Source organism: Pseudomonadota bacterium, from assembly GCA_026390555.1.
Classification (GTDB): domain Bacteria; phylum Bdellovibrionota_C; class UBA2361; order UBA2361; family OMII01; genus OMII01.
Genome location: JAPLFS010000029.1, coordinates 1 through 18,248, shown reverse-complemented (window position 1 = coordinate 18,248; position 18,248 = coordinate 1). Strand labels below are relative to the sequence as shown.

Sequence of the window (18,248 nt, the reverse complement as noted above, 5' to 3'; positions counted from 1 at the left end):
CTAAACACGCAACTTTCCCTTACCGCTATCGATTAGTATAGGCGCTAGGCACCGTAGGGCCCCCTTAAAGCACTCTATGATCAGAGCAATCATTAAACCGTTAGGCAGCCATCCTGAGCTCTCCGTACAGGCTTGCAGGGCCATCATACAGGAGGCTCGTGCAAAGGCTGCCCTCAGCACGCTGCGTAGCCGCAAGCGCGCCCTGCGCTATGCGCACCATGTTCGAGAACAGAGCGCACAGCGTGGCTACAGAGCAGGCGTTGAGGCAGCCAGAGCCGATCTACAACAGGTAGCAGAGGGGCTACGCTCACACTACGGCGATCTCTTAGAATTAGCACAACGGGACTCGCGTGCCATGGCGCTACTGGCGTGTGAGGAGCTGATCGGAGCGACATTCGCTAATAATTCGGCTACACTTCTGCCGTGGCTAAACGAGGCGCTAGAGATAGTAAAGCGTTCGCGCGATATCACAATTTACTATCATCCAAAGTACGAGCGCTTCTTTAGAGATATATCACCCACTTTGCCTACAAACATCACAGTTCGCTGCGGCGATATAGCGCAGCTAACTGACTTTGCCATTCGGGGCGAGCTCGGTCAGGTTGAATTTGCCTGGCGTGAAACCTTGCAACGCTATCTCTCTGAAGAGAGCGGCAATCAACAGGAGGCGGCATGAGCGCAGCGGCTCGACGCCTAAATCCTATAGCCGTTATCGGACATATCGTATCTGTGCAGGGCGGAGCTATCCTGGCGCAATTTCCTCAAGCCTCTGTTGGGGATCTCTGTTGGTTTAAGACGCGCAAACAAAAAACGATCTGCGGCCAGATCGTAGCGTTTCAAGAAAACCTCTTCTCGTTGGCGCTTTTTGAGGATCCAGAGGGGATCTATCCAGGTACGCCGGTTCGTACACACGGCACACAACTTTCTGTTCCAGTTGGCCAAGAACTTATGGGGCGCGTTGTAAATCCCTTAGGAATTCCGATCGATGATGTAAGCAGGCCTTTACACCGTTCAATCATGCGTCCGGTGCTTTCACGACCACCGAACGCTTCGATGCGTCCCCTAATTGATCAACCCCTTGTGACCGGTGTGCGGGCAATCGATGGCTTCTGTACCCTTGGTACGGGGCAGCGGATCGGTATCTTTGCCTCTGCTGGGGTAGGCAAGTCGACCCTTTTAGCGATGATTGCACGGCGCGCCTGCGTTGATGTGATCGTGGTTGCGTTGGTGGGAGAGAGAAGCCGCGAGGTGCGTGAGTTTATCGATGAAACCCTTGGGGCCGAGGGCTTAGCCCGCAGCGTTATCGTTGTCGCAACGAGCGATGATTCTTCGCTCCTTAGACAGACCGCCCCGTATACGGCGACAACCATCGCCGAGCACTTTAGAGATCAGGGTAAGAATGTGCTCCTGATAGTTGATTCATTAACCCGTATGGCGCGCGCCGTGCGTGAGACCAGCCTAGCTGCCGGTGATATCCCAGTTAGACACGGCTATACCAACTCGGTCTACACCCAACTGCCGAAACTCCTAGAACGGGCGGGGAGATCTATGCAGGGCTCGATCACTGCCCTCTATACGGTCTTAACTAACCAGGAGGAGGATATTGATCCCCTTGCAGATGAGATAAAAAGCCTACTCGATGGTCATATCTGCTTACGACACGAGATTGCTGCCTTGGGGGTTCTGCCAGCTATCGATATTACGCAGAGCATCTCGAGGTTATTTTCGCGATTAAACGACGCTGAGCACAAAAAGAATGCGCATATCCTCTCGCATGCAACCACTAGATTTCTAAAGGAGCGTCAGATCGTTCTGCTGGGGGGCGTTCCAGACACAGAGCTATCCCGTATTATTTCACACCAGCAACTGCTATTAGGCGCTGTAAGACAGCCGTTTCATGCTACCAGCACCCTAGAGGAGACGCGCACATATATGCGCGAAGCGTGTCAGGTGCTGGCCAAATAGGTCACTAGAAATAGGGTCTTAGAAATTCGGCAGTTGCGTTTGTTTAACGAATAAATCGTTTTCCAAGATTGATTGCTGGTTTTTCTAATTTTTCATATGACAACTTTGCGGCAAAATAAGTAATTGCTACAAGTGTTGAAAATAAAATGATTAGTTGCAGTTCCGGGTTTAGGAATGTTTTAAATAATGTTTTTTTGTATATAGAATTGATGATATCTAAAAATATAAAATGAAGCAAAAACATAGACAATGAGACTTGTCCAATGTTTATTAGATATTTTGGAACGACACTTTTGAAACTTTTTATACTGCTCAATTTAATAGCAAAAATCCCAAAAGCTATTGCTGATAGTATTGGGTAAATAAATCCATTGTAGCCTGTTTTGAAAGTTGTTGTATTGAGTAAGTAGCAGCTAATGCAGCAAAGTAGCGCTGCGAATAATAGTGTGTAATTAGATATTGTTGTGTCTTTAAGCTTTTTAAAGGTAAGCATTCCTATTAAAAAGACATTTATTTGATTTACTATGGAGCAATACATAAATCCGAACTTATCGTTCACTACAATGCTTTTAAGCATTTCCTTTTCGACTAACCATGCCTGAATAATTTCAATTGCTACTAATTGCGAAATGAAAGAAATCGAAGTCACAAGCAATGTAAATTTTAAAAAACTATTAAAAGTTAATTTGGAATGAATCGCGAAAAGAATTGGAAATATTGCGTAAAATGATACCTCAGTTGCTATGCTCCAACCGCCTGGTACGACATAATTATAGTTTTTCGGGTGAAAGCCGTGAAGGAATATTAAGTTTTCAATAACGCCAAGGGTGTTATAATCGGCCGGAATATTCAATTCATTTGTTTTGTAGTAATTTTTTGATATCCGAAATAATAAATATAAAACTACTCCAAAATAATACATTGGGGCTATTCTGAAAAATCTTCTTATGTAGAAGTTTATAGGCTTCGCCTCTTTCCGTTCGCTCATTGATAAGCATAGCGTAAGTGCTGAAGTGATAAAAAATAGTTGAACTCCCAACTGCCCGTAATTAAATATTGCTCTTGTAAGTTGTAGGATTTTAGGGATTTGCTGTTGGCTATGAACCGCTATTACACCTAACATCGCAAGTCCCCTAATTAAATCTATATATTCGAACTTGCTTAATCTATCCGCTGATTGCGGGTGGACTAATTCTTGCTGTGTGTGTTCATACATTGGAGTCTTGAGCGTTGCTTGCCATTTGATATGATTTTACGTGTAGCAAGTGCTTATGTAAAGCGAAACAAGTAACGCAAAAACTGAAGCAAGTGTTGTAGAGTTACTCTCCTTACACACTTACTCACACAGCAGAGGCAGCGTTCTCAAACCAGAGCATTCGTAGCCCGCTCTTAATAATCTGTCGTATCGAGACAAAGTCATCGACCGCCAGAATTTTCATGTTTTTGTAGAATTAATCAAGTAACGCCATGCTGTGGCCGCTATTAATTCGATACTTATCGGATCAGAGCGATAGTTCCCTTAAGAATATCACTGGCTGCTGACAACACCTGTGAATTAGCCTGGTAACCACGTTGATAGATCACAAGATCAACGAACTGATTTGCGATATCTACGTTTGAGCTCTCAAGTGCTGCTCCCTTTAATCCGCCCCGCGCGCCGCGCCCAGGTATTCCAAGCTGCATCTCCCCAGTATCGATGGTACGGGAATATACTGAGCTACCGCTGCGCTCCAGGCCATCTACGTTCTGAAAGATTGCAACCGGCAATGAACCTACTTGGGCGCGTTCTCCAGTGTCAAGAATGGCGTAGATTCCACCGTTCGTATCGAACTCATAGGAGCTAATCTCACCCGCACCCCGCCCATCTTGAACGGCATTGGTAACAAGCGATCCACCTGCGTACTGTGTAAAGGACTTTAGATCTATAGTGATTGGACTTGCGGCAGCACCGTTCGCCCAATTAATAGTGCCGTTGATAGCAGCAGCAGCGGCATTAGCCTCATCTATCCTACCAACCGGATTGAAGGCTAACGTCGCCTGTCCGACAAGTACCGGCACATCAACTCCGGCTCCGGTATCAGATCCGTTCACATAAGATTGAACGGTCCACTGATTTCCCGCACCTTTAAAGAAGCACAAAGTTACATCGTGTCGTTGTCCGAGTGAATCAAAGATACCCTGAGAAGCCACAAATGAGGCTGCAGTACTGATCTCCTTAAAGCTTGAACCAGCTGGTGGGGGAGTTGCATTAATCTGTGTTCCATCGATATTTCCAAAAAGCTGCAGGTTCGTAGTTGCTTGCGCCTCAATATTCACCTTATTCATGTCGATCGACGTTAAGGTTGTAGTGTCTGCCCCCTGATAACCAAGCACTGGCAATCCAGCCGAGGTGGTTAAAAATCCATCGGTGCTAACCTGAAATGTACCCATCCTAGTAAAGAGAGGATTCTCCACATCACCTACCAGAAAAAATCCATTTCCGGTTAGCGCCACATCAAGCGCGCGCCCGGTTATATCGAGGGCGCCGGTTTCAAAGTTCTGTCGGGTTCTGCCGATAGAAACGCCGTCCCCAGATCCTGACACCACCTCAGAGTTACTGGAATCTGGAATCTCTCCCATAATATCGCGGAACTCCGCCCGTCCTCGCTTAAAGCCTGGGGTGCTGGCGTTGGCTATATTATCGCCCACAACGGCGATAGCCTGGCCATGTGCAGAGAGTCCCTCCCTGCTGGTATTGAGCGCTGATTCTAGTCTCATTTAAGCCCCTTATCGTAACTATTCACCCCAGTACAAACTTCTCGGTGGTTAAAAGGATTCGATCTTGCGATCGGTCCTAAAGACCCACCCTTTCTTGTCGTCCCCTTGATCGGGAACGCTCATTTTAGGGGTGTGAATAGTCAGTATTATCTCCCCCGATTTGCTCCGTAAATCGACCCCTGAGGGGTTTGTAAGCCCTGCGACATGGCATTTCTTGCCCATGCGAGAGCCCTCGTTAATGATAAGTGCAATTGCTCTGCCAAGCGCGCGCTCAGTACGTCAGGGGGTTAGCCGCAATATATGCGGCACTTTATGCTGCTGTTCTGAAGAACGGGGTTCCCAGCGCTTCGCCTTATCGTTGTAGCATCAAGCCTTAGACACAAAATGGCCCTTAATAGCTCCCTTGTCGCCCTAACCTTTGCCGCTGTATAAAGGAGTCTATGCACATACTTCTGTCAGGCGCCTCCGGCTTCCTGGGTAGCGCCTGTGTTGATCTACTACGAAGGTTCCCTGAGATAGAGCTCTCAGTCGTTAGATCATCGCGCGTTGAGTGTGTATTACCGCTCGGCTCGCGCGAGATAACTCTACTCGACCCAACCGATTACTCGGCACTTGAAAAGGGGCTCGGCGCACGTACCCCAACCCATATTATGCATCTCGGGGGTGTTTCCTCACCATCCGCATGCGAGCAGGATCCGACCCTAGCATACCGCGGCAACGTAGAGTTCACTAAAACCCTCGTGCGCTACGCTAAACAAACCGCCGCACATATAAGCCTAGTATCAACCGATCTGGTCTTTGATGGAGCCAGGGCGCCTCCGGGCGGTTTTGATGAAACAGCCACCCCACTGCCACTCTCTCACTACAGCAGATCTAAGGTAGCCGCCGAGGTTGAAACCCTCTCCTATCACAAGGGGTGCGTAGTACGGTTGGCGCTGCTCTATGGGCACTCATTCTCAAAATCCAGAGGCGTACTTGGCTGGATGGAGGAGACCCTGCTCGCGCGCGAGCAACTGATTCTATTTATAGATGAGTACCGATCCCCGATTCATGTGGCAGATGCGGCTAGCTCTCTCTTTGAGATATCGCGCCTTAGCCTTACCGGAGTATGGCACTGTGGGGGCCCTACTAGGATGTCACGGGTAGAGTTCGGCATAGCTATAGCGGAAACGCTCGGCTACAATAGCGGATATATACAACCAACCTGGCGTGCTGAGGCCCCCTCGCTTCCGCTCCGACCTGAGGATGTGACCCTAAACTCAAGTAAGCTATCGGCACTACTAGGATTTATCCCACGTCCTGTGCGTGAAGCTCTGATTGAGGAATAACGCTAAAAAAACCTTTAAGCGACTCAAACGTACATTACTTGTACTTTAGTAAGAAACTACCCCGTGCTACAATGAGAGCGGTATAGAGTCTGCTGATTCACTCTTTATTTGGAGATAAACCGTGCGAAACCTTATGCTCTTATCTGTATTGACGCTTGTACTTTCGGCAACAACGCTCTCAGCGCATAGTGAGTGCTTCGGTGAGAGCGCCGATATGTACGGTTGTGGAATAGCAGCCCCGCGCGAGGCAAGCTTAGAGCAGTTCGCTAATACCTCTAGTCCTGTCCTGCCGTATTACGGCCCACAACAGGGCTCTCCATACGACAACCTCTTTAGTCAGGGTGAGCGACGCCAAATGCTACGCAGTATCATACTTGGAAATAGATCTAACTCAGGTGCCGCTAACATGGCCTTTAGAAGCGCTATGAACAGCTCGGCCCGCCCGCTTCGTCGCGGTCTGGGTAGCTCAATTCGTGTCTATGGTAGTTCTAGTGGTGGATTTGGTGGTGGATACTAAAAACGTTGATCTCTAACGAAAGTTCTGCGCCTCTATGCGCTCTTTAAGCGCTGCTTCAAGATCCCCTGCGGTGACGATATACTCACGACTCCCCCGTACAGACTCGCGCTTGAATGCATTTAGACCAGCCTGATTACAGATCTCACGTATATCAGCGGCGCATTTTCCATCAGTTGCTCGTGCCATAGCCTGAATATCAACAGCCCCATCGAGTGGCAGCTTGCTAAGGTACATCGCAAAGAGCTCAATGCGTGCCAGTGCGTTCGGAAGCGGGATCTGGATCGTTTTGTTGAGACGCCCTCCGCGCTTCAGCGCCGGATCAACTAAGTCCGCCCGATTCGTTGCCGCGATAATATATACCCCCTCGCGTTTAACCACCCCATCGATCAACTGCAGTAGGTGATTGAGGAGGTTGTCTGCGTGCTGAGCATTTCCCTCAGCACGGTTCTTTGCAATCGAATCAACCTCATCGATAAAGATAACGGAGGGGGCCGCCCTTGCTGCTGTTTTAAAAAGCTTCGTAAGGTTTTTCTCGGACTCCCCCACCCACTTTGATACTATTTCATTAGCCTGCAGCACAAAGAAGGCTAAGTTTGCCTCGTTTGCAATGACCTTCGCTATAGTCGTTTTGCCAGTACCAGGGGGGCCATTAAGTAAAATACCCTTCGGAACAGAGATACCGTATCGTTCTGCTGTTGATGGATCTCGTAAAAGCTCAACCACGCTCTTAAGCTCAGATTTCAGATCTTGATCGATAATTATATCGTTCCAACTGATCTTTTCAATCTTGTCATTGATGGCGTGCGGATTGGCGTCCTGCGCATCCTGTATGCGATCTGCATCATCCTCATCTATCATGAACATCTCAAGCGCCGCCTCAATATCTGCCTGAGTTACCATCTGAGTACGCTGCTTTTCAGGGATAGCCTGTTCACGTTGGTAGGCAGAAAGCCCCGCTTGATTACAGATAGCCTTAATATCTGCTCCTGAATTACCCTCCGTCACCTTGGCCAACGTATCAAGGTCTAGGCCAGAGGCGAGCCGCAACTTGCGTGCATAAACCGAGAACAACTTCCGACGTGATTCCAGATCTGGCAAGGGGATCTCAATTACTCGATTGAGCCTTCCGGCTCGCCGTAAAGCTTCATCCACAAGATCGGCCCTGTTGGTCGCTGCAATAACGTAGACCCCCTCACTCTTGAGCACTCCATCGATTAACTGCAGCAGGTGATTAAGGAGGTTGTCACCAGGTGCTGCGTCGGAGCCCGATCGTTTCTTTCCAAGCGAATCAATCTCGTCAATAAAAATAACCGCTGGGGCATTCTTTACAGCAGCCTCAAACAACTTTGTGAGATTCTTCTCTGAGTCCCCCACCCACTTGGAAACGATCTCATTGGCGCGTAATACGAAGAAATTTAGCTCCGCCATCGTTGCTACGGCCTTCGCTATCGTTGTTTTTCCGGTCCCAGGAGGTCCGTTAAAAAGAATGCCCTTAGGCAGCGCGATACCGTAGCTCTTTGCATTCTCTGGATTCTTAAGGAGATTAATCACGGAAACTAGTTCGGCCTTAGTTTGCTGTGAAATAATAAGGTCATCCCAAGCCACCTCCTCGATCTCTTGGTTACGAGCCTTTGGATCGTATCCGGTACCCTCTGACTCGGCAGATTTAGGTGATTTCCCCTCCATTCCTCCAAGCCCCTTGCCCTTTGATACCGCTAAGAACGTTAGCACCAACGGAACAACGTGCAGCATCGCCCATTGCATCTGATCACGATCTCCGTTCGCAGCTGCGCCGTACATAAAGATAAAAAATAGGAGGATTAATATTGCCGCAGAGCTCTGCAACAAGAAGTCGCACAGCCTCAGCTTTTCCTGCGAGTGCCAATAACGGGATTGATAGCCGTAGTAAGAGAACGGGAGAAGGAAGATTACCAGTAACGTAACCTGCGATAACTTCACGATTTCATAGAGTGAGATCATACCTATATGCCTATCGGACAAACGACGCAGATGCTCAAGTTTGTGACATAATTTATTGCATCCACAAAACTGGTGTTATCGTAACTAGCTCTCTATATCTAGGCTGTTATAGCTAATGGTGCTCAGTTAGCGCAACTATTGCAAGGGGTTAGAATAGCTTCGGCCCTATACAGCACACCAGCCCACTAAGCATGCATAACAAGGCTGGCACAATGATGGAAAACGATACACTGTTAAAAAAAGGGATAGGGGAGCTACAACGCTCACTCGAGCGCTTTGAGAGCTATAATAACGGCTTTATCCTGCCCGACACCCTACTAGTGCTACGACTCGATGCGCACCGTATCGGCGAATGGGATAGCTCTGTTGGGGAGTATCCGTGCGGCGAGGCTATCACAGCCGCTTTCCATAAAACTGCAGAAGCTCTTATGACCTCCTCGTTTCGCGTCGTTATGGCGTACGTACATGGGGATGAGATCTCACTTGTGATAGATCCTGCCGAGAATAACAATCCACTCCGTCGCAGCAAGCTAATTTCACATATCTCTTCTGCAGCAGCTATTCACTTCCTACAAGCCTCTGGTCACGCTGCCCTGTTTGATACCCACTTAAGCGAGCTGCCATCAGTTGCTCGTCTCGTTGAGTATTTTTTCTGGCAGAGACGCTACTGCTACCGAAATGCTCTTACGATAGCCCTGCGTAAAAAATTAATCACTTCCGGGCTCTCTAACGAGGAGACGGAACGGCAACTTCACGGCGCTTCAGAAGCCCAAAAAGCAGTTAGACTTGCAGAGCTAGGCTCCCCCATTGATTCAATTCCACATACTACCCGTCGCGGAGCGCTCCTCTACTGGGAGTCTCTGCTGAAGAATGATCGTGAACACTTTCGTATTAAAACAGAGCTTGCTCTTAGTGATGACGATGCGCTCTTTCTCTCTAAATTGCGTCACCTGCTGCAAGAAGCAATTGGCATCGAGCTACCACAGCCAGTAACCGCGCCGCGCGCCGTAGCAAACACAGATATTCCTATAACGACTGCCGTTAAGGGCGTTCATCAGCAGAGAACTTATCGCAATAATCGCAAAACAAACGTCTCAGTCATTAAGATGACGGCGAACCTACAGAAGGGATAATACTGCTAGAAATTCGCAAGACCATTAGAAAAGATCTGCGCTGACGTGAGACTCCACTAATAGCTGAAAAACTCTCTACTCCGATCTCTTCTGATACGAATGTGTTATCAATCGTACGGTACAGGAAAAGATCTTTCATATTATTACGGACCGATCTAAGCCCAACCTGCCCACTATACATAGATACTATCGGTGAGAACGGGGTCGCTTCAAAGCCCCCTACTACGATGCGCGGCTCCTTGCCGTAACGCATTAGGGTGGCCAACCTTCGTGATGTAATCTTACTGCGAGAGAAGTCCTCTAGCGAGATGGCTGGCAGCAGGTCTACAACACCGATGGCAGTGCGCACTCCCCCTGGCATCACGAGCCTCAGATAAACTCCAGGTAAGGCGTCATACCCAAGATTATCACGCGGCGGGTCTTCAAATGGTATCTGCGAGAGTATCAGTATTCCCCTTGCTACAGTCTGTGGGGTGCGGAGCTTTGAGGGAAAGTTAGCTAGAGCTCTCTCTGCTAGATTGAGTTCGGTATGCGAGCCAAGCAAAACAACTAGCGCTGGAGCCTTTTCTCTAATCACCTGCTGCAATACTGCGAGTCCCTCCGAAGCAAAATCAACCTGCGAGAAAAAAATACTAAGGTCGGTCGTTGTTGACGCCTTGGTTGCATACGAACGCGGCTGGTATATATACGGGAGAAGGAGCCCCCCTACCCGCCCAACTAGATATAGCTGTGTAATAATGGCAAAAAGCAGCAAGAGCGTAACGCGGCGCCTATGCAATACACGCCAGACTGCGAGCATTAGGCCTAGGACAATAAATGGGATCCAGTACAGGGAGGCGCTACAGAGCAACTCCTGCAACCAAAATCGTGGGTGACTTAGGTGGCATAGCGCCAGGATAGAGAGCATCACCGTCCAGATTAGCAGCGCAATTTGATTAAGAATTAAGTAACTAGTCCGCATATTCCAGAAATATTCGCATACGGTAATGCACTCAATAGCCCCTAAGGGGCCGATTTGCGGAGCGAATCGGGGGTGAAAACATTAACTGGTCACAAAATCTGCCGTCCCCGATCAGGGGACGACCAATCGAATTACCTATGAAACTTGGCCGTAATCTGAGTAGCTTGAATCGCGATATTAAACTACGGTGACCAGTTACAGAATTGACGCTAATCGTTCCAGTTAAAAACGCCCTTCTGCCACACGTAGATCAAGCCTACCAATAGCACCCCCATAAACGAGAGCATCGGCCATAACGCCATTACTCCCATCTGCTCAAGCACAACGGCCCACGGATACATAAAGATCACCTCGATATCGAACAGAATAAAGAGCACGGCTACGAGGTAGAAGCGCACACTAAAACGTTGCTCCCTAACTGAGCCGACAGGTATCGCCCCACACTCCCACGGCATCTGCTTGGTCTTGGTCGGATTCTTTGGCCCAAGAAAGATTGATAACAACACCATGGTTACTAAAAACCCGGCTGCCGCAATGCCTAGCAACAGAACTCCGAGATAGGGATTTAATTCGCCCATATGTGACCAATAGAAAACAAAAAACAAAAAATGCACCCGACTGGATTCGAACCAGTGACCACCCGCTTAGAAGGCGGGTGCTCTATCCATCTGAGCTACGAGTGCACACTACTATAGGGAGAGCGAAACGAGCATCCTGCTACTTTTTGCGTAATGTTTTCTTAACAAAAACAACTACCACCCGTACACGCACCCCCAAAGTGACCCGGATGGTATTGTATGAAGCCCTAAGATTCAACTGACCATTTTTCTGCCATCCCTACATGTTAGGGCTATCTAGCACTAAGGAGTCATTATTAAATATCAATGATATCAAATGGTTACTAATTAATACAGGTATACTTGAAGCACTTTTCACAAACTAAAGATTATAGGATAGAACACTATCCTACTATACCAACCAGCGCTCGAATTCCGACGCCGGTAAAACTTAGATAGTACTTTATTGTAAAGGCAACGCATGGCGCTTCCGAGCAATACAAAGCGGAAGATCTTCGATGGAAGATACGAGGTGCTCTCGATAGTTGGTCGCGGCATCGACAGCGTCGTCTACCATGCGCGCCATGTCAGCGGCTCTAACCAAGAGGTCGCCCTTAAAGTTCTCCTTAACCATAAGAATCCCACCTTACTTTCGGAACGTCTACGAAAAGAGGCTCTCACCTTGGTCTCGTGCCGACACAAATACGTCGTGCGTCTCGATGATTTTCACTCCGTAGATAATCTCTGTTACCTCTCGATGGAATACGCCTCGGATGGAGACCTAAGAAAGGTACTCTCAAGCTTAGGAACCCACCTTTCATCTACCAGGGGCGCGCGCTATCTCCAACAGTGTCTTGAAGCGCTTGATTTTATCCATGCTACAGGCGTGGTTCACCGCGATATAAAATTAGATAACATCCTCGTTATAAGCGAGCAGGAGATCCGTCTGGCTGACTTCGGGCTTGCACTTCTGCCTGGAGACGAAGTAGAGCTTGATGAGTTAAAGGCCGGAGTTGGGTCCCTATCGTACCTTCCACCGGAGCTGCTCGATGGAACAGCTTACGATGAGCGCTCTGACCTATATTCATTGGGGCTGTGTTTCTATGAGGCACTTGCCGGATTTCACCCATTTGACAAGCTGTCGCTAGCCGAACAGCTACACGCCAGGGATGACGGTGCAATAGCGCCCCTGCACGATGTTCATCCAGGCTTTCCCCGTCATCTCTCAGATGTAATTGCAAAGCTCATTCGATACAACAGCACCGACAGATTCCAAACCGCTCTTGAGGCTGCTCGCGCCCTTGGTAATCCCGACTTCCGCACTGAAGAATCTATTCAGGTTGCAGTAGCAGCAAATGCAGGGGATTCAATTATCTCTAACGACGATCAGAAGCAAAGCGAGCCAGCAACACCCGATATCTTTGAAGTTTCGTACGCTGCGACTGAGCAGGACTATGATCTTTTATCAGATGATACGCCTGAGGAACCTCTGCAAACGGCAGCCCCCTACAAAACCGGAGAACGCATCCCCCAACTAACCGAGGAGATAGATCTAGCTCGAATTAAAGAGATCCTCGCCAATGATTCTCAGCAAAAAACTGAGAGAGCTACCCGCAAAGCAACACACACTAGGACGATACCAGGCACGCCCGACGCCAGCAGCCCACCAAAACAGGAGCGCTACGCACTGGAACCGAAACCACGTACGCAGAACGAAAAAGGTTTGCCTGCTCCACAACAAGCCCCACACTCCAATCTCCAGAGCCTAAAACGGCTAGTAGGCGTTGGTTTCGCCGCCGCTCTCTTGACCATCTCCTTAATCGTCATAGTTGAACACGCTCCAGGGTTCTCACTTGATTCAATCACGACGCTCTTCTCCCATTTCCAGTCTGTTGACAGTAATGAGGAGCCTACTCCAGCGCTAGTAAGGGAGGAGTCTCCATTTCAAGCTGATAGTTCCCTCGGTATTTCCGCCGATGCAACCTTCCCACTAGTCCCGGGTGGTCTCTACTCGGGCGCTATCGAAGGGATTATTCCCGGTATCCGCTCACCCCTAACCCTGCTATCACTACCTACAAAGGGCCAGGTAGCTGTTATCGTCGGGATAGAGGGGTGGTCTCCTAGCATGTCATCATCTAAAGTAGAGGAGGGAGCACCAGAGAATACCCTTGTGATACGTACCAATGGCGTTATTCTTAATCTTACTGGGGTGCTGTCATCCGACACAATAACTGGTACATTCGTTAATGCGTTGACCGGCGAAGCTGGAACGTGGAGTGTAAAACAGGTTTCGTAAGGCTCGCACTGTGATCAAACGATATGGGATCAAACGATATGGGATCAAACGATATGTGGCCGCTATCTATGACACCTGCCTAACTAGAGCTTTGGCTAGTTGTATACATACGATAATCGCCTTATCTGCTTTGCTCATTTATAGCAGCACCCTACTATTAGCACAGGAGAAGACGGGCCCCTTCCGCTACGAGATCTCTCACCGTATACCCGAAATAAGCGCGGTCCCCATGGCGGGTGCCCTCATGCCTATCTCGGTTGAACTCATTAATACCAGAGAGGTCGAGGCAAAGGTTAGATTAGTAGGCTCACGCGATGGTCGCTTTATGGACATCGCCTTTCCTATCGGTGCGCTCAACAAGCTAGATCAGCCAACGTATATGCTAGAGGTTCCAGCACCACTCGCCGCTATGACCTATCAGTTCATCATACATCAACCGTGGCAACCCTGATCTCAAGATCGAAGACCCTTGAGCGCGAAAATACTAATCTTGAAACATCACTCAAGATTCTAGAAAATTTATCGGCAAATATTAATCACTGAGTGGGGTCATGATGTCAGCTAAAGTATCTGCCCTTATTAATACTAAATTAATACGACGCTTAGTTGCGTTGCTGAGTATCATCTCGGTCTGTTGTGCTGTTAACGCGCAAGCCCAGAATGCGGGCAGAGCCCCTCTGCTTATTAAGGTCAAGGTCGAGGCCAAGCCGGAGCCGCTAAAGGCGGTCGGGCTTGTTTTCTCAGCCACGGACTCTCAGCAGATATTAGACACGAAAATTGAGAAGGTCGGCGATACCCTCTATAATATCTCTTTCTCGGTCGATCCCGCCTCACTCTCAGACGACAGCGTTGCCACTGCGATGGCTTTTAATACTGCAGGTGACATCATCTTTGCCAATGTAACCCCAGCCCTCCTCTCTAACGCTCAATCACCTCTGGCATCTATACCAGACTGCCCGGTCGAAGACCCAACCTTCGCCGCCCAACTTAATCAACAGGGCCCCCTGCAACAGTTGGTGGATATTAGAACCGAGAGAACGGAGCTGGCTCGTTTTAAAATATCACGCATGCTAACTCCGGAACTGCTGCAGAGCCTCTCTAAATTTGAAGAGGCCTTCGGCCTTAGTCGCAGTGAGGCACTTAGCTCAACCCTGCCAGCAGCGGAACTTGTAGACCGCCTATCTCGTCTTGAGCTCGCTCTTAAAAAGTACAAGGCTTTTAAAAAGTCCTAACCGCCCCCCCTACTGTAATGTGCCGGCAGCTACGCGCCAATGACTAAAGATAGCGACCACAGTCAGCAACGATCCCCAGACCTTAATAGGATCTTTGATACCCTGAGAAGCAAGTACTGGTGCTGGACCCTTTCCTCTACAATTGATGGTGCGGCATCGTTACTAGAACTATTACAGGCAAAACTTACACATATTTCGCACAGCTCCTGGGCCGAGCGTTTTGATTTCGGCGGGATCTATATCAATGGCGCAGAGATCATAGAGGACCAACTGCTCCCCTTTCCATGTAAGGTTGAATACTACGAGCCGAAGTTTGAGATAGCGCAGGCCGCTGCAATATTCCCGCGCTTTGAGGAGCGCTATATCGTGTATCACGATGATGCCCTCGCGGTCGTATACAAACCACCGGGGCTCTCAAGCATGCCGGCCAAGGAGCAGCGACACTATAGCCTTAAAGCAGCGCTCGATAGCCATTTCAACACGCGTATTCATATGCCCTCGCGACTCGATGTTTCTGCCCAGGGGCTAGTTGTTGTTAGCATTAACTCGAGAGCGCACGCAGCTCTGCAAAAAGCCTTTGAATCACGCGCGGTAGAAAAGAGTTATTATCTTGCTACGGCTGCCAATGTCCACTGGGATACCAAAACCGTAGCGCTCGCCATTGCACGCGACAAACAACATCCAGTACTCCGTACCGTTTCAACTAACAGCGGCCAATCAGCGCTTACACACCTCTCGCTCTCTCATCGTACGCACTCAGATGGTCTTCCGATAACGGTGCTTAAAGCGCTCCCGGTAACTGGTCGTACGCACCAGATCAGAGTACATGCGGCATCCCTGGGGGTTGCAATACTAGGCGATAACTTCTACGGCGGAGCTATCGCCCCCTATCTGCACCTGGTAAGTTTTGGGCTAAGGTTGCAGCACCCCAGCAGCGCTCAAGCTCTCTCTATCTCGCTACCAGATGAGCTTAGGCCGGAGTGGTTACGCGCTTTGTAAGCAATAATACTAATCGTCATCGGAACGAACCTTTTGGCGCGTCGTTTTAGTGGTGCTACGCGACCTCTTGTTGTCGACCCTCTTACGCTCACTAGATTTAGTCTTTTTGGTAGGTATCCGTCTCTTCCTAGGTCGCGTGACCTCGTGCAGAAGTTCATGCAACTTTTCAATCGCATCCTCCCGATTTAGGAGCTGGCTGCGGTGCCGCTGTGAGGTAATGGCGATCATACCATCAGCATTAAGGCAGCTTTGAACCTTGGCATGCCGCGCTATGCGCCCCTTCTGCTCCCATGAGAGCGCCTGAGAAGCCATATAATCAAAGGTAATCGTTACCTTGGTTTCAACCTTATTAACATTTTGTCCCCCCGGCCCTCCGGAACGCGCAAAGGAGAGCTTAAGCTCTGACTCCGGAATAACGATTCCCCTGAGATGTGGCGTTCCCTGTTTCATGGTCGGAGACCCCTTTCTAACATACTACCTCACATCTTTCGGTGAAGCACCTGGGAGCTCCTGTATACAACCGATATTGAAGGAGGCCGACCACCTGAGCATTATACCTATGCCCCTCTGGAGCGCTTCGCCTCATCGTTGCAGCGTCAGAACCTCCACTAACACCCCAATTAGTTCCTAAGGGCCCTATTGCAATGTCGACACCGTAGATCAGCTACTTGGGGAAAGTGAATTGATCTTCTTATCCTTCAGAGCCGGACGAAAAGTGGTTTGAACGGGAGCCGGAAAATAATATGGACCCAATAGCTTGGATTGTTATCGTCATTATGGGCATAGGCGCGATCATCGCCGGTGTCATCGGCCTAGGTGTACTCATCATGTGCTGGTGGTGGATCATTGCTCTAATCGGGGCATTGACGGGAGGCTTCGTGTTCGGTCTCGGCCTCGTGGCTATAATCGGGATAATTGTCCTCATAGTTAGGGCAGTTTTTAAGACAAAAAGTGATGGATTGCCGCTTTTTGCACGGCGGTAATTTGTCCTCAGATATCTCATTTTGGGGTAGAATAGTTTGGTTTTATAAATAAACCCGTCCCTGTGGTAAATGATATTATCTAGTACTGTAACATGGAAATATTTGGTACTGGGTCACGCTAGAAGTGCGGCACTCGCGACCAAGCCCTACAAAATCGTCCCGGGAACCACTCTGCACCTCGAAGCAAATACTTACCAAAAGTGAATCGATCCTCCTATCCTTCATAGGACCCTATAGTTATAATTTGAATGATAATCCAAGCTATTTGCTCATTTTAACTTATTTTGAAAAAGCTTTGCCCCTATCGCCTTCTCAATTTTGGCCACCTCTCTTTTTGATACGTCGTATTCTTGTGCTAGTTTTTTAAAGCTTCTCAATGCTGTCTTGGTTTTATCGACAATTTCGCTAGCGACCTTCTTCGAAATTCCAAAATTTTCTCCAAATGCAATCAAATCTCTCTCTGTCGGATTTGCGATATCTTGGATACTCATTTTATTTTGATTGTGTTGATTTATGTGAAACGTCAAGTCATAGGCCGGAGCAACACGCCATTTACCCTCTGAATCCATTAAAAATGACACGTTTCTTGAATGGTCGTCTTGATTACATGCTAACACATTAAAAACTGCTATTTTATAAGCCTCCGTCATCTCTCGAATATCGGCCGTTAAATTGTTAGCTACTCTTAAAAATTCGCCGTAGCCTATAGAGAAATTATTGGGGCTGGCATGAAGCAGACCGCTAAGGGTGTGCATGTGTATTCTTTTCTGACCCTCTCTGTCAAAGCGCTGTGAGGCGAAATAATCACCAGTTTTGCTTTCGAATAACTTAACATTAGGGATTCTTAGGCCTGCTTTTTTGGCCATCAGAGAATAAATATATTCAATTTTCCCTATGTCTTTAGAGTCGATAGGCGAACGAAACTTTACGATCCATTCTTCCCCTTCAGCGTCATTTTGGCCAACATATAAGAGCCCCTTTATTTCTCTGACGATTATTTTAGGCCGCATTCCGTTAGGAGAAGCTCCTCCCGTTAAAAATTCATCGAGCACATTGCTCGGGGTACCAGAAAGAATTGGTTCAATGCCGCGTTCAAGGCTATCTAGATCGACCTTTCCTGCAGCCCATTCGCCCTCTTTTTCCATCGCAGGCTCAAAAGTCAGTGCGCCCATTCCTCGATCGCCAATATACCGGAGCATATCGAGAGGAGATATCTCACCGAACCCCAGACCTTGCCGTTCGAATCCTCTTCTTAAGAGAATCCTGCCCCAACCATCAGGAACGTGGTCGGCAAAAAGGCCTGGCAATCCCTCAAAAGGTTGAATAGGACATTCAATCAATCCAGCACGCTTTTTAAATTGAATTGGTGAAAGTTCAATATTGTTTCGCAAAAAGTCTTTGTCCCATTCAAAGACAATTGGGCTACCTCTCTTTTCTGCTAGCTCGCCAAATTTAATTGGTATTGTCCCCGAAAGCCACAATACAGATATTCGCCTCATCGTTACCTATCTTCTCGCAGGTATTCTTCTATAGATTTCGA

At 48.4% G+C, this 18,248-nt stretch carries 18 protein-coding genes and 1 tRNA gene; 10 read left to right on the top strand and 9 right to left on the bottom strand.

Annotation, left to right across the window (positions count from 1 at the left end; genetic code table 11):
- The first annotated feature begins 76 nt into the window (after positions 1-76).
- Positions 77-676 (top strand): hypothetical protein, encoded by a 600-nt coding sequence (locus tag NTV65_03325; protein MCX6114235.1) that lies wholly within the window; start codon positions 77-79, stop codon positions 674-676.
- Positions 673-1,965 (top strand): FliI/YscN family ATPase, encoded by a 1,293-nt coding sequence (locus tag NTV65_03320; protein MCX6114234.1) that lies wholly within the window; start codon positions 673-675, stop codon positions 1,963-1,965. The genes NTV65_03325 and NTV65_03320 overlap by 4 nt, the downstream gene beginning before the upstream one ends.
- Before the next feature lie 43 nt (positions 1,966-2,008).
- Here NTV65_03320 and NTV65_03315 read toward each other — a convergent pair whose 3' ends face one another.
- The 3 genes from NTV65_03315 to NTV65_03305 all read right to left on the bottom strand — a co-directional run bounded on the left by NTV65_03315 (position 2,009) and on the right by NTV65_03305 (position 4,944).
- Positions 2,009-3,181, bottom strand: a complete 1,173-nt coding sequence (locus NTV65_03315) for an acyltransferase (protein MCX6114233.1) — start codon at positions 3,179-3,181, stop codon at positions 2,009-2,011.
- A 278-nt stretch (positions 3,182-3,459) separates the two neighbouring features.
- Positions 3,460-4,722 (bottom strand): flagellar hook protein FlgE, encoded by a 1,263-nt coding sequence (locus tag NTV65_03310; GenBank protein MCX6114232.1) that lies wholly within the window; start codon positions 4,720-4,722, stop codon positions 3,460-3,462.
- A gap of 48 nt (positions 4,723-4,770) precedes the next feature.
- Positions 4,771-4,944, bottom strand: a complete 174-nt coding sequence (locus tag NTV65_03305; GenBank protein ID MCX6114231.1) for a hypothetical protein — start codon at positions 4,942-4,944, stop codon at positions 4,771-4,773.
- Between the two features lie 218 nt (positions 4,945-5,162).
- Here NTV65_03305 and NTV65_03300 point away from each other — a divergent pair, with 218 nt between their 5' ends.
- Entirely contained in the window at positions 5,163-6,050 is an 888-nt protein-coding gene (locus tag NTV65_03300; GenBank protein MCX6114230.1) for an SDR family oxidoreductase, read from the top strand.
- 121 nt (positions 6,051-6,171) lie between these two features.
- Positions 6,172-6,567, top strand: a complete 396-nt coding sequence (locus tag NTV65_03295; GenBank protein ID MCX6114229.1) for a hypothetical protein — start codon at positions 6,172-6,174, stop codon at positions 6,565-6,567.
- 12 nt (positions 6,568-6,579) lie between these two features.
- Here the strand turns inward: NTV65_03295 and NTV65_03290 are convergent, their stop codons facing one another.
- Positions 6,580-8,547, bottom strand: coding sequence for an AAA family ATPase (locus tag NTV65_03290; GenBank protein MCX6114228.1), 1,968 nt, complete (start codon positions 8,545-8,547; stop codon positions 6,580-6,582).
- 212 nt (positions 8,548-8,759) lie between these two features.
- Between NTV65_03290 and NTV65_03285 the strand changes: the two genes are divergently transcribed.
- A complete protein-coding gene (locus tag NTV65_03285) occupies positions 8,760-9,680 on the top strand; it encodes a hypothetical protein (GenBank protein ID MCX6114227.1) in 921 nt (306 codons plus the stop codon).
- Here the strand turns inward: NTV65_03285 and NTV65_03280 are convergent.
- From NTV65_03280 to NTV65_03270, 3 genes are all read right to left on the bottom strand, one after another.
- Positions 9,649-10,641 carry a hypothetical protein gene (locus NTV65_03280; GenBank protein ID MCX6114226.1) on the bottom strand — a complete coding sequence of 331 codons (993 nt, stop codon included), beginning with the start codon at positions 10,639-10,641 and terminating at the stop codon, positions 9,649-9,651. The genes NTV65_03285 and NTV65_03280 overlap by 32 nt on opposite strands.
- Before the next feature lie 209 nt (positions 10,642-10,850).
- Positions 10,851-11,219, bottom strand: coding sequence for an NADH-quinone oxidoreductase subunit A (locus tag NTV65_03275; GenBank protein MCX6114225.1), 369 nt, complete (start codon positions 11,217-11,219; stop codon positions 10,851-10,853).
- A 31-nt stretch (positions 11,220-11,250) separates the two neighbouring features.
- A tRNA-Arg gene (locus NTV65_03270) sits at positions 11,251-11,324 on the bottom strand.
- A 355-nt stretch (positions 11,325-11,679) separates the two neighbouring features.
- Here NTV65_03270 and NTV65_03265 point away from each other — a divergent pair.
- The 4 genes from NTV65_03265 (at position 11,680) to NTV65_03250 (ending at position 15,725) form a co-directional block, all read left to right on the top strand.
- On the top strand, positions 11,680-13,494 hold the full coding sequence (locus tag NTV65_03265; protein MCX6114224.1) for a serine/threonine-protein kinase: 1,815 nt from the start codon (positions 11,680-11,682) through the stop codon (positions 13,492-13,494).
- Positions 13,495-13,723: 229 nt separating this feature from the next.
- Positions 13,724-13,945 carry a hypothetical protein gene (locus tag NTV65_03260; GenBank protein ID MCX6114223.1) on the top strand — a complete coding sequence of 74 codons (222 nt, stop codon included), beginning with the start codon at positions 13,724-13,726 and terminating at the stop codon, positions 13,943-13,945.
- A gap of 100 nt (positions 13,946-14,045) precedes the next feature.
- On the top strand, positions 14,046-14,726 hold the full coding sequence (locus NTV65_03255) for a hypothetical protein (GenBank protein ID MCX6114222.1): 681 nt from the start codon (positions 14,046-14,048) through the stop codon (positions 14,724-14,726).
- A gap of 39 nt (positions 14,727-14,765) precedes the next feature.
- On the top strand, positions 14,766-15,725 hold the full coding sequence (locus NTV65_03250; protein ID MCX6114221.1) for an RluA family pseudouridine synthase: 960 nt from the start codon (positions 14,766-14,768) through the stop codon (positions 15,723-15,725).
- A 9-nt stretch (positions 15,726-15,734) separates the two neighbouring features.
- On the opposite strand, the gene arfB is transcribed toward NTV65_03250, so the two are convergent.
- Positions 15,735-16,175: an alternative ribosome rescue aminoacyl-tRNA hydrolase ArfB gene (arfB, locus tag NTV65_03245; protein MCX6114220.1), complete on the bottom strand. Its 441-nt coding sequence runs from the start codon at positions 16,173-16,175 to the stop codon at positions 15,735-15,737.
- A gap of 293 nt (positions 16,176-16,468) precedes the next feature.
- On the opposite strand from arfB, the gene NTV65_03240 reads away from it, so the two are divergent.
- Positions 16,469-16,708: a hypothetical protein gene (locus NTV65_03240; GenBank protein ID MCX6114219.1), complete on the top strand. Its 240-nt coding sequence runs from the start codon at positions 16,469-16,471 to the stop codon at positions 16,706-16,708.
- A 269-nt stretch (positions 16,709-16,977) separates the two neighbouring features.
- On the opposite strand, the gene NTV65_03235 is transcribed toward NTV65_03240, so the two are convergent.
- A complete protein-coding gene (locus NTV65_03235) occupies positions 16,978-18,207 on the bottom strand; it encodes a type II toxin-antitoxin system HipA family toxin (GenBank protein ID MCX6114218.1) in 1,230 nt (409 codons plus the stop codon).
- Positions 18,208-18,248: the final 41 nt, after the last annotated feature.